The 13223-nt window shown below is 55.4% G+C and carries 6 protein-coding genes; 5 read left to right on the top strand and 1 reads right to left on the bottom strand.

All coding sequences use genetic code 11. The features are described from left to right. Nucleotides 1-36 precede the first annotated feature (36 nt). From polB to ACMGGQ_RS01640, 4 genes are all read left to right on the top strand, one after another. Nucleotides 37-2394 (top strand): DNA polymerase II, encoded by a 2358-nt coding sequence (gene polB, locus ACMGGQ_RS01655; protein ID WP_420289515.1) that lies wholly within the window; start codon nt 37-39, stop codon nt 2392-2394. A gap of 128 nt (nt 2395-2522) precedes the next feature. Then, nucleotides 2523-5429: an RNA polymerase-associated protein RapA gene (rapA, locus tag ACMGGQ_RS01650; RefSeq protein ID WP_420289514.1), complete on the top strand. Its 2907-nt coding sequence runs from the start codon at nt 2523-2525 to the stop codon at nt 5427-5429. 12 nt (nt 5430-5441) lie between these two features. Further along, a complete protein-coding gene (gene rluA / locus ACMGGQ_RS01645; protein WP_023345423.1) occupies nt 5442-6101 on the top strand; it encodes a bifunctional tRNA pseudouridine(32) synthase/23S rRNA pseudouridine(746) synthase RluA in 660 nt (219 codons plus the stop codon). Nucleotides 6102-6413: 312 nt separating this feature from the next. Next, the gene (locus ACMGGQ_RS01640; RefSeq protein WP_420289513.1) at nt 6414-9698 is read left to right on the top strand and encodes an autotransporter outer membrane beta-barrel domain-containing protein; all 3285 of its coding nucleotides are present in this window, start codon (nt 6414-6416) and stop codon (nt 9696-9698) included. 60 nt (nt 9699-9758) lie between these two features. Here ACMGGQ_RS01640 and djlA read toward each other — a convergent pair whose 3' ends face one another. Continuing rightward, nucleotides 9759-10574, bottom strand: coding sequence for a co-chaperone DjlA (djlA, locus tag ACMGGQ_RS01635; RefSeq protein WP_008502016.1), 816 nt, complete (start codon nt 10572-10574; stop codon nt 9759-9761). 239 nt (nt 10575-10813) lie between these two features. Between djlA and lptD the strand changes: the two genes are divergently transcribed. Beyond that, nucleotides 10814-13189, top strand: coding sequence for an LPS assembly protein LptD (gene lptD / locus ACMGGQ_RS01630; protein ID WP_045907776.1), 2376 nt, complete (start codon nt 10814-10816; stop codon nt 13187-13189). Nucleotides 13190-13223: the final 34 nt, after the last annotated feature.

Raw genomic sequence — 13223 nt, 5'->3', positions numbered from 1 at the left:
ATAATCAGGCCTGGTTTTGTTTTCTGGGATAACGGCGTGGCGCAGGCGCAAGAAGGCTTTTTACTGACCCGACACTGGCGGGATACGCCTCAGGGCACCGAGGTTGAATTCTGGCTGGCAACGGACAACGGCCCGCTGCAGGTGACGCTACCGCCGCAGGAGTCCGTGGCGTTTATTCCAGAAGCGCACGTCGAAAAAGTGAAACAGCTGCTGCGCGGTGAAAACGGCTGGCGCATTACCCCGCTTGAGCTGAAAGATTTCCACCGTCAGCCGGTTTATGGCCTCTACTGTCGCGCCCATCGTCAGCTGATGCGCTATGAAAAACTGCTCCGCGAAGCGGGCGTGACGCTCTACGAAGCCGACATCCGCCCACCGGAGCGCTTTCTGATGGAGCGGTTTATTACCGCGCCCGTCTGGGTCGACGGCACCGCGCACAACGGCAGCCTCGTTAACGCGCGGCTGAAGCCGAACCCGCACTACCGCCCTCCGCTGAAGTGGGTCTCCCTGGATATCGAAACCACCCGCCACGGCGAACTGTACTGCATAGGACTTGAAGGCTGCGGCGATCGGGTTGTCTATATGCTCGGGCCGCCAAATGGTGATGCCTCCGCGCTGGATTTCCGGCTTGAGTACGTCAACAGCCGCCCGCAGCTGCTGGAGAAGCTGAACCAGTGGTTTGCCGACTACGATCCCGACGTCCTGATCGGCTGGAACGTGGTGCAGTTCGACCTGCGCGTGCTGCAAAAACACGCAGAGCGTTACCGCATCCCGCTGATGCTCGGGCGCGGCAACAGCGAGCTGGAATGGCGCGAGCACGGTTTTAAGAACGGCGTTTTCTTCGCCCAGGCGAACGGTCGCCTGATTATCGACGGCATCGAGGCGCTCAAGTCCGCCTTCTGGAACTTCTCATCATTCGCCCTCGAAGCGGTGGCGCAGGAGTTGCTTGGCGAAGGCAAATCCATCGACAACCCCTGGGACAGAATGGACGAGATCGACCGACGCTTTAACGAAGACAAGCCCGCGCTCGCCACCTATAACCTGAAAGATTGCGAGCTGGTCACGCAGATTTTCCACAAAACCGAAATTATGCCCTTCCTGCTGGAGCGCGCGACGGTGAACGGCCTTGCGGTCGACAGGCATGGTGGATCGGTTGCCGCCTTTAGCCATCTCTACTTTCCCCGAATGCACCGGGCAGGATATGTCGCCCCTAACCTCGGGGAGGTGCCGCCGCAGGCCAGCCCCGGCGGCTACGTCATGGATTCCCGGCCAGGATTGTATGATTCCGTTCTGGTGCTGGACTACAAAAGCCTCTACCCGTCGATAATCCGCACCTTCCTGATCGATCCCGTCGGGCTGGTTGAGGGCCTGGCCCAGCCAGATGATGAACACAGCACCGAAGGCTTCCTCGGCGCACGCTTCTCGCGGGAAAAACACTGCCTGCCCGACATCGTGGGAAACATCTGGCACGGCCGCGATGAGGCCAAGCGCCACGGCAACAAGCCACTATCACAGGCGCTGAAAATCATCATGAACGCCTTCTACGGCGTGCTGGGTACAAGCGCCTGCCGCTTCTTCGACCCGCGGCTGGCGTCGTCGATCACCATGCGCGGGCACGAGATCATGCGTCAGACCAAAGCGCTGATTGAATCCCGGGGCTATAACGTCATCTACGGTGACACCGACTCCACCTTTGTGTGGCTTAAGGGCGCGCATTCAGAAGAAGACGCCGCGCAAATCGGCAAAGCGCTGGTCGCCTTCGTGAACGACTGGTGGCAGGAACATCTGCAGAAAGCGCGGTTAACCAGCGCGCTGGAGCTGGAATTTGAAACCCATTTCGCCCGCTTTTTAATGCCCACCATTCGCGGTACCGATCAGGGCAGCAAGAAGCGCTACGCCGGGCTGATTCAGGACGGCGACGCACAGCGGATGGTGTTTAAAGGGCTCGAGACGGTACGTACCGACTGGACGCCGCTGGCGCAACAGTTCCAGCAAACGCTCTATCTGCGGGTGTTTCGCAATGAACCGTATCAGGACTACGTGCGCGAGACGATAGCCAGCCTGATGGCGGGCGAGCTTGACGCGCAGCTGGTGTATCGCAAACGCCTGCGTCGCCCGCTCGCGGAGTACCAGCGCAACGTTCCTCCGCACGTGCGCGCCGCGCGCCTCGCGGATGAAGAAAACGTCCGCCGCGGCCGCGCGCCGCAGTATCAGAGCCGGGGCACCATCAAATACGTCTGGACGATAAACGGTCCGGAACCGGTGGATTATCAGCACTCGCCTCTGGATTACGAACACTATCTGACGCGTCAGCTTCAGCCGGTTGCCGATGGAATTTTGCCCTTCATCGACGACGACTTTGCTACACTGGTTACAGGGCAACTTGGCCTATTTTGACACGTGACGAAATGGCTGCCATCCAGTACCATAGCGCCCTTTCCATTCCCGGACCCATTTTTCGATGACCGTCTTTTTTGACGGTGGTCGAACTATTGCCTGCAATTAAAGATTAGAGCCGAACAACTATGCCTTTTACACTTGGTCAACGCTGGATCAGCGATACAGAAAGCGAACTTGGATTAGGAACCGTGGTTGCCGTTGATGCGCGCATGGTTACCCTCCTCTTCCCTGCCACTGGTGAAAACCGCCTGTACGCTCGCAATGACTCCCCTGTAACCCGCGTGATGTTTAATCCGGGTGACACCGTGACCAGCCATGACGGCTGGCAGCTCAAGATTGAAGACGTAAAAGAAGAGAATGGACTGCTCGCCTACATCGGCACTCGCCTGGACACCGACGAGGCCAATGTCATCCTGCGCGAAGTGCTGCTCGACAGCAAGCTGGTGTTCAGCAAGCCGCAGGACCGCCTGTTTGCCGGGCAAATCGACCGTATGGATCGCTTCTCGCTGCGCTATCGCGCGCGTAAGTTCCAGAGTGAACAGTACCGCATGCCGTGGAGCGGCCTGCGCGGCCAGCGCACCAGCCTGATCCCCCACCAGCTGAACATCGCCCATGACGTGGGCCGTCGCCACGCGCCACGCGTGCTGCTGGCAGATGAAGTGGGCCTGGGTAAAACCATTGAAGCGGGTATGATCCTGCATCAACAGCTGCTTTCCGGCGCCGCCGAGCGCGTGCTGATCGTGGTGCCAGAAACCCTGCAGCACCAGTGGCTGGTTGAGATGCTGCGCCGCTTCAACCTGCGTTTCTCTCTGTTCGACGACGAACGCTACGCCGAAGCGCAGCACGATGCGGACAACCCGTTTGAAACCGAACAGCTGGTGATTTGCTCCCTGGACTTCGTGCGCCGCAGCAAGCAGCGTCTTGAGCATCTGTGCGATGCCGAATGGGACCTGATGGTGGTCGACGAAGCGCACCACCTGGTCTGGAGCGAAGATGCGCCGAGCCGCGAATATATGGCTATCGAGCAGCTTGCCGAACGCGTGCCTGGCGTCCTGCTGCTGACCGCAACGCCGGAACAGCTGGGTCTCGAAAGCCACTTCGCCCGTCTGCGCCTGCTTGATCCCAACCGTTTCCACGATTTTGAGCAGTTTGTGGAAGAACAGGATAACTACCGTCCGGTGGCGGATGCCGTCGCCCTGCTGCTGGCGGGCAAGCGTCTTTCTAATGACGAACTCAACACCCTGAGCGATCTGATCGGCGAGCAGGATATCGAGCCACTTTTGCAGGCTGCGAACAGCGAGAGCGACAACGCGGAATCCGCGCGCAAAGAGCTGATCGACATGCTGATGGATCGCCACGGCACCAGCCGCGTGCTGTTCCGTAACACCCGTAACGGCGTGAAAGGGTTCCCGAAACGCGAGCTGCACACCATTAAACTGCCGCTGCCGACGCAGTATCAGACGGCGATTAAAGTCTCCGGCATTATGGGCGCGCGCAAAACGCAGGAAGAGCGCGCCCGTGACATGCTTTATCCGGAGCAAATCTACCAGGAGTTCGAAGGCGATACCGGCACCTGGTGGAACTTCGATCCGCGCGTGGAGTGGCTGATGGGCTACCTGACCGCACACCGCTCCCAGAAAGTGCTGGTGATCTGCGCCAAGGCGGCTACCGCCCTGCAGCTGGAGCAGGTTCTGCGCGAGCGTGAAGGTATTCGCGCCGCCGTGTTCCACGAAGGCATGTCCATCGTTGAACGCGACCGTGCCGCGGCGTGGTTTGGCGAAGAGGACAGCGGCGCGCAGGTTCTGCTGTGCTCGGAAATCGGCTCCGAAGGCCGTAACTTCCAGTTCGCCAGCAACCTGGTGATGTTCGATCTGCCGTTTAACCCGGATCTGCTCGAGCAGCGTATCGGCCGTCTGGACCGTATCGGTCAGGCCCATGATATTCAGATCCACGTGCCATATCTGGAAAAAACGGCCCAGTCCGTGCTGGTGCGCTGGTTCCACGAAGGTCTGGATGCGTTTGAACATACCTGCCCGACGGGCCGCACCATTTACGATCAGGTGCATGGCGATCTGATCGGCTACCTGGCCGCGCCGGAAAACACCGACGGCTTTGACGATCTGATTAAGTCCTGTCGTGAGAAGCACGACGCGCTGAAAGCCCAGCTGGAACAGGGTCGCGATCGCCTGCTGGAGATCCATTCCAACGGTGGCGAGAAAGCGCAGGCGCTGGCAGAGAGCATCGAAGAGCAGGATGACGACACCAGCCTAATAAGCTTCTCGATGAACCTGTTCGATATCGTCGGCATCAACCAGGACGATCGTGGTGAGAACCTGATAGTCCTGACCCCGTCCGATCACATGCTGGTACCGGATTTCCCGGGCCTGCCGGAAGATGGCTGTACCATCACCTTCGAGCGTGACGTGGCGCTGTCCCGTGAAGATGCCCAGTTCATCACCTGGGAACACCCGCTGATCCGCAACGGGCTGGATCTGATCCTCTCCGGTGATACCGGCAGCAGCACGATCTCCCTGTTAAAAAACAAGGCGCTGCCGGTGGGGACGCTGCTGCTGGAGCTGATTTACGTTGTGGAAGCACAGGCGCCGAAGCAACTGCAGCTCAACCGCTTCCTGCCGCCGACGCCGGTCCGTCTGCTGCTGGATAAAAACGGCACGAACCTGGCCGGACAGGTCGAGTTCGAAAGCTTCAACCGACAGCTGAGCGCGGTGAACCGCCATACCGGCAGCAAGCTGGTTAACGCGGTCCAGCAGGACGTGCACGCTATTCTGCAGCAGGGCGAAACCCAGATTGAGAAAGCGGCGAGAGCGCTGATTGATGCCGCACGCGCGGAAGCCGACGAGAAACTGTCTGCGGAGCTGTCGCGTCTGGAAGCGTTGAAGGCCGTGAACCCTAACATCCGTGACGACGAGCTGGCGGCGATTGAAAGCAACCGTCAGCAGGTGCTGGAAAGCCTCAACCAGGCTAGCTGGCGTCTGGATGCCCTGCGTCTTATCGTTGTGACGCATCAGTAACCGGAGCGCAAGATGGTGATGGAGCCGTACAATCCGCCGCAGGATCCCTGGCTGGTCATTCTGTATCAGGATGAACACATTATGGTGGTCAACAAGCCCAGCGGGCTGTTGTCCGTGCCGGGGCGTCTGGATGAGCACAAAGACAGCGTGATGACGCGCATTCAGCGCGATTATCCTCAGGCGGAGTCTGTCCATCGCCTGGACATGGCGACCAGCGGCGTGATTGTGGTGGCGCTGAATAAGGCGGCGGAACGCGAGCTGAAGCGCCAGTTCCGCGAGCGCGAGCCGAAAAAGCAGTATGTCGCCCGCGTCTGGGGTCACCCCGCGCAGGCGGAAGGGCTGGTGGATTTACCGCTGATCTGCGACTGGCCGAACCGGCCAAAGCAGAAGGTGTGCTACGAAACCGGCAAGGCCGCGCAGACCGAGTATGAAGTGCTGGAGTACGCGCCGGATAATACCGCGCGCGTCCTGCTTAAACCGATTACCGGACGCTCACACCAGCTGCGCGTGCATATGCTTGCCCTGGGTCATCCGATTCTGGGCGACCGGTTTTACGCGCCGCCTGAAGCACTGACCTTAGCGCCACGTCTGCAGCTGCACGCGCAGACGCTCACCATCACCCATCCTGCCTTCGGTAATGCGATGACGTTTAAAGCTCCGGTGGACTTCTAATCCACGCTCAATAAATATTTGTTATCGGGCACGCGCCTGATAACAAATATTCAAAATCCATATATTTCACACCAATAATAAAACCACCACAAATAATATTCACAAAAGTTATTTCTTATAATAACGCCTCTCTCATTTATTTAAAAAAACTAAAATACATATTAAAAAATAGTAAATTGAATTAACGTCGGTCATTGTTAAAAATCCACCTAAAAAATAAGGAAATACTAATCCCACTGCCTCCCAGGCCAGGTCATTTCGCTAGCCAAAAACATTCAGAAACAATCGACTCATCAATTTACAAGGACGTATATGAACAGGACTTACAACATCATCTGGAATTACGCCAGAAATATGTATATTGTTGCCTCTGAGTTTTCCCGTGGAGACAGCAAAACCCGCTCACGCGTTCGCGCTGGAGGGGCTATCGCGACCTTTATTTTATCCGGCATTGCGGGTTCGGCACTCGCGACTGACAGGACGTTTGAGGCTGTCCCAGGTGATAACGAGATCAGCGGCGAATACTCAACCACAGAGAATGTTACCGCAGCGGTAACAGCCCAGGGTTCCGATGTCGTTGTTAACGATAGTGGCGCGCTGACAATATCGACTAGCGGAGACTCAGCGATGGGCCTTTACGTTTTCAATGGCGCGAAAGTCACGCTAGACGATCCCAACACCACCATTACTACATCTGGGTATGGCATGGCCAGGGGGCTCGTTAACCAACAAGGAACGGTCACATTAGCTAACGTTACTATAAAAACCACTGGTGATTTTGGTAATGCGGGCATATTTAACAATGGCGAAATGACCGGCACCGGGGTCACCATTAGTACAACCGGTAGCGAGAGCTACGGGATTCAGAATTACACCCAAACGTTCACCTTAGACTCATCAAAAATTGATACTTACGGTGAAAAGTCTATCGGTTTATCCAATTTCGGCCGAGCAGCGCTCTCGGATACGCAAATTGCCACGCATGGACAGAATTCTGACGCGATATCCTCCAGTAAAGCAACCAGCGCTGTCGTGCTGAATAACGGTTCTGTTATCACGACCGGGGAAAATTCACGGGCGGTGGTTATCAATAACGGCGGGGAATTTGATGCAACCGGCACCACGATTACCAGTGAACAGTCTGTAGCCATCATCTTGCAAAACGCCAGCAATGCCGCCATCGCTAACAGTAATATTTCCGGTAGCAATGCCGTCTTCTCGTTCAGCGGTGGAAAAAATGCCGCCACAATTGACGGCGGAAGCATTACGGCAACCGCATCCGGAGGAAGTGCTTTTGCCGTGGATTCAGGATCTGCCGATATTAGCGTGAAGAATGTGCAAACGATGAATGCAGACAATCTGCTCACCGTGGCCAATACCGCCGATGCAGTCACCCTGAGCGCTCAAAACAGCAAGCTGTCCGGCGCCGTTAAGGCCAGCGGTGATAATGTCAGCATGAATCTGGATGAAAACAGCCAGTGGCTGCTTACCGGCGATTCCAGCGTCGGTAATCTTTCCAGTAACGGGCGCATCACGCTCGGCGATGAAAACGGCAGTGCCGGTACGCTCAATGTCGGTAATCTCATCCTTCAGGATAACAGCCAAACTGATGTCTACCTCGATGCAAACGCGACAAGTGCCCCTGTTATCGCTCAGAATGCAACGCTGAATGGCACGCTGAATATTACGGGTTACGGTGGTGCCAGCACGCTTTCAGCGGATAGCACCTTCACGGTGATTGACGCTGAAAATGCAATCAATGGCAATTTTACCCACTTCACCGTCGCGGGTATGGCATCAGGATCCGTTGACTTCATCACCTTCAGCGGCGCCGTTGACCCCGCCGACGTGACGAATTACGTCCTGACGCCGTCATTAGCCTGGTATGCCAGCCAGAACCCAACGCCAACGGCGGCTCACGGTACATTCACCCTGAACAATGCTGACGGCAGCTTTACGCTGAGCACGGCGCTTGTCGATCAAAATGCTAACGCCACGACGGGATGGGACGGTAAATCACTCACCAAAGAGGGGCAAGGTACGCTGATTCTGAATGCCGCAAACAGTTACAGCGGCACAACAGATGTTAACCAGGGCACGCTCTGGCTGGGCGAGGCCGGCGTTATCGGCGTACAAAACAGCGATCAGGCCGTGAATGTCGCGGCAGGCGCGACGTTTGGTGGCGACAACGGCGTGGTGAACGGCAATGTTAACAGCAAGGGCACCATTCAATTCAACGACACGCTTACGATCAATGGTGACCTGAGCAACGCAGGCAGCATTATCAGCGGCAATATCGAAGGTACCGACGGCACAACGACCGGTAACACACTGATCGTAAACGGCGATTATACCGGTAACCAGGGGTCTCTGACGCTGAATACGCAGTTAGGCGACGACACGTCGCCAACCGATATGCTTAACATTACGGGGAATACGTCCGGTAACACTACCCTGTACATTAACAACGCAGGCGGTCAGGGGGCCCTGACCCAAAACGGAATTGAAGTGATTAAGGTCGGCGGTGAATCAAACGGTACCTTTGTTCAGGGTAACCAGGTCCAAATCAACGCCTACGAATACCGTCTGTATCAGGACTCAGGGAACTGGTATCTCCGTTCCCAGGCCACGGGTGAGGGTGGCGACGTAACGCCTCAGTATCGTGCTGATATCGGTTCATACCTTAGCAACCAGTGGCTGGCTCGCGATCTGCAGATGCAGACCCTCTCAGACCGAGAAGGCAGCCAGTTCAAATCGCAAAACGGCACGACATGGGCGCGTTTCAAAGCAGGTAAGAACCAGTCCACTGCGGCAGAGAGCAATATTGATATCGACAGCAACTACTCCCAGTTCCAGATGGGGGGCGATGTTGCAGCCTGGAACAACGGCGAACAAAGCCTGGTGGTCGGGATTATGGGTAGCTATATGAACGCCAGCAGCGACAGCACAGGCAATAGAGGTGCTGACGGCAGCCGCTTTAGCGCTGACGGTAAAGTCGATGGCTATAACCTCGGCGTCTATGCCACCTGGTTTGCCGATGCCCGACAGCATCAGGGTTTTTATGTCGACAGCTGGTATCAGTACGGGATGTACCACAACAGCGTAGATAACGGTGACGTTGGCTCAACGGATTACGATTCAAACGCCAACGCCGTTTCGCTGGAAACGGGCTATCGCTACGATGTCGCACTCGGCGACAACACGCTGAGCCTCACACCGCAGGCACAGATCATCTGGCAGGATTACCGTGCCGATGACATCAAAGACAGCAGCGGCACAACGATTGATGGGCAAAACGGTGACAGCTGGACCACCCGTTTAGGTCTGCGAGTTGACAGCAAGATGAATAAGGCGAACGACGCGGTTATCCAGCCGTTTGCGGAGGTCAACTGGCTGCATACCTCTGAAGAAACGGCAGTTAACTTTGGTGACACACAGATCAAACAGGATATTCCTGCCGATCGTGCGGAGCTGAAAGCGGGTGTTCAGGCGAATGTGAACAAGCAATGGAGCGTTATCGCCCAGGTGTCCGGACAGAAAGGTGATAATGATTACAGCGATGTAAACGGCAGTCTGAACGTACGCTACAGCTGGTAATCACGTAGAAAGGGCCTGGCAGTTCATCCTGCCAGGCCCTTCTTCATTCCACAGAGGGGCTTATTTAAAGCCTTTCTTCTCTTTAATCAGTTCGTACGCTTTCTGAATTTCCTGCGCCTTTTGCTTCGCCATCTCCATCATTTCCGGCGGTAAGCCTTTCGCGACCAGCTTGTCCGGATGGTGCTCGCTCATCAGCTTACGATAGGCACGTTTGATCGTGGTCTGATCGTCAGAAGGCTTTACGCCAAGTACGTTACAGGCATCTTCCAGCGTCGGACCACGCTGCGCCTGCTGCCAGGCACCGCCAGATGACTGCTGGTGATAGCCGCCGCCAAACTGCGCCCCGCCCTGCATCATGCGCAGGAACTGGTCGAACTGCATACGGGAGATGCCCAGCTCTTCCGCAATCACGTATAAAACATCGCGCTCGTTAGGATGAAGCGAGCCGTCGGCGAAGGCCGCCTGAATCTGAATTTCCAGAAACATCCGAATTAAATCAAAACGGCCGAAGCAGATGCTGCGGAACTGACGCATTTTTTCGCGAAGCGGATAGTTATCGGATTTCCCGATGCGAAACGCATTTTGCGCCTCCAGGCGGGAGTCACCGTGCAGATTCATGCGGTCCATAAAGACGCTGGCAATCTGAATATCTGCTTCCGTAACGCGGCCTTTGGATTTGGTTAAATGCCCCATCACCTCAAAAGTGGTGGAGAAAAAGAGTGACTGACGCTCGCGCTGATTGGCAAACCAGGCCATTTTGCGGCTGCGCGCCTTATCAAACATATGGCCAATAATAAGCCCCAGCACTATTCCCCAGAACCCGGCACCCATGATGATGGCGAACGCAACGCCGATTATTTTACCCCAATACTGCATATACTCCCCGGATAGTCATATTCCTGGCCGACGCAACGTCATCATCACTGTGTTCAAGTCACGGTCAATTGAAGGACATCGCCTATAATTTGCTTTATCATACTCGTCATTCGATAGCGAGCCTAACACTCTGGCACGCAAACGGGCAGGATTAACGCTGGTACTGCGCAGATGAGTAAGATAGTCTCTGAGCGTTTGTAAGCCGTAGCCACTGATGACGGAACAATAAAATACAACGTATGAAAAAACGTATCCCCACCCTCCTGGCCACAATGATTGGCACCGCCCTGTACAGTCAACAGGGGCTGGCGGCCGATCTCGCCTCGCAGTGTATGCTTGGCGTCCCAAGTTATAATCGCCCACTGGTGAGTGGCGATACCAATAGCTTGCCGGTAACCATTACTGCCGACAGTTCAAAAGGGACTTACCCTGACAATGCCACGTTTACAGGCAATGTCGATATTAATCAGGGCAATAGCCGCCTGCAGGCAGATGAAGTGCAGTTGCACCAGAAGCAGCCGGAAGGCGCGGCCGAACCGGTACGCACGGTGGATGCGCTGGGTAATGTGCACTATGACGACAATCAGGTCATCCTGAAAGGTCCGAAAGCATGGTCAAACCTGAATACCAAAGACACTAACGTCTGGAAAGGTGATTACCAGATGGTGGGTCGCCAGGGGCGCGGTGACGCAGACCTGATGAAACAGCGCGGTGAAAACCGCTATACCATCCTGGAAAATGGCACGTTTACGTCGTGTCTGCCGGGTTCAAATACCTGGAGCGTGGTCGGGAGCGAGGTTATCCATGACCGCGAAGAGCAGGTCGCTGAGATCTGGAATGCCCGCTTCAAAGTGGGTCCGGTCCCCATATTCTACAGCCCTTATTTGCAGCTTCCCGTGGGTGACAAACGTCGCTCCGGTTTCCTGATCCCAAATGCCAAATACAGCACCACGAACTACTTTGAGTTCTACCTGCCGTATTACTGGAATATCGCGCCCAACATGGATGCGACGATCACGCCGCACTATATCCACAAGCGCGGCAACGTCATGTGGGAGAACGAATTCCGCTATCTGACCCACGCCGGTGCGGGTCTGATGGAGCTGGATTATCTGCCGTCGGATAACGTTTACAAGGACGACGCCAGAAACGTCTCGGGTGATAACCGTCACCGTTGGCTGTACTACTGGCAGCATTCCGGGGTGATGGATCAGGTGTGGCGCTTTAATGTTGACTACACCAAAGTCAGCGATTCGGCTTATTTTAATGACTTCTCGTCCAAATACGGCTCGAGTACCGATGGCTATGCCACGCAGAAATTCAGCGTAGGCTATGCGGTGCAGAACTTTGATGCAACCGTCTCGACCAAGAAATTTCAGGTGTTTTCTGACCAGTCCACGCCTACCTATGGCGCTGAGCCACAGCTGGACGTCAACTGGTACCAGAATGATGTAGGTCCATTCGACACCCGGGTTTACGCTCAGGCGGTGCATTTCGTGAACACGGATTCGGACATGCCTGAAGCCACGCGTGTTCACCTTGAGCCGACGATCAATCTGCCATGGTCTAACGACTGGGCAAGTCTGAATACCGAAGCCAAGCTGATGGCGACGCACTATCAGCAAAAAAATCTCGATAATTACAACGCAACGAACAGTGCACATCTGGAAGAGTCGGTTAACCGAACGCTCCCGCAGTTTAAAATGGACGGCAAGCTGATCTTCGAGCGTGATATGGCCCTGCTGGCGGATGGGTATACCCAGACGCTTGAACCGCGTATGCAGTATTTGTACGTGCCATACCGCGATCAGAGCAACATTCAAAACTACGACTCCTCTTTACTGCAGTCCGACTACAGTGGCCTGTTCCGCGACCGTACTTACGGCGGTCTGGACCGCATCGCCTCAGCGAACCAGTTAACGACCGGCGTCACAACACGTGTTTATGATGATGCCGCCGTTGAACGTTTTAACGTTTCTGTGGGTCAAATCTACTACTTCACAGAGTCTCGCACGGGCGATGACAATATTCAGTGGGAGAAAGACAACAAAACGGGATCGATAGTGTGGGCGGGAGATACCTACTGGCGTATGACTGACCGTTGGGGCCTGCGTGGCGGTGTGCAGTATGACACGCGTCTCGACAACGTTGCTAACAGTAGTGCAGCCATAGAGTATCGTCGCGATGAAGATCGTATGATTCAGGTAAGCTATCGTTACGCTAGCCCAGAATATATTCAGGCAACGCTACCGAAAAGCAATGATCAGAACAGCATCAACTACTGGAAATCGCCACAATATTCGGATGGTATTTCTCAGGTCGGTGCGGCAGCGAGTTGGCCCATCGCCGACCGTTGGTCAATCGTAGGCGCTTACTACTTTGACACTAACGCGAATAAAGCTGCTGACCAGATGGTGGGGCTGCAATATAACTCATGCTGCTACGCGCTGCGTGTCGGTTACGAACGTAAGCTTAACGGCTGGGAAAACAATCAAAGCAAATACGATAACGTGATTGGCTTTAACTTCGAGTTACGCGGCCTGAGTTCCAACTACGGTCTGGGTACGCAGAAAATGCTGCGCTCGAATATTCTGCCTTACCGCAGTTCCTTGTAATGTGCTTGATTTGCAACGTAATCCGCTTTGCGGT

It is taken from the genome of Enterobacter sp. BNK-13 (assembly GCF_048685015.1).
GTDB lineage: Bacteria > Pseudomonadota > Gammaproteobacteria > Enterobacterales > Enterobacteriaceae > Enterobacter > Enterobacter quasiroggenkampii.
Note: the sequence above shows the minus strand (reverse complement) of the source record. Positions and strands in the feature narration are given on the sequence as shown.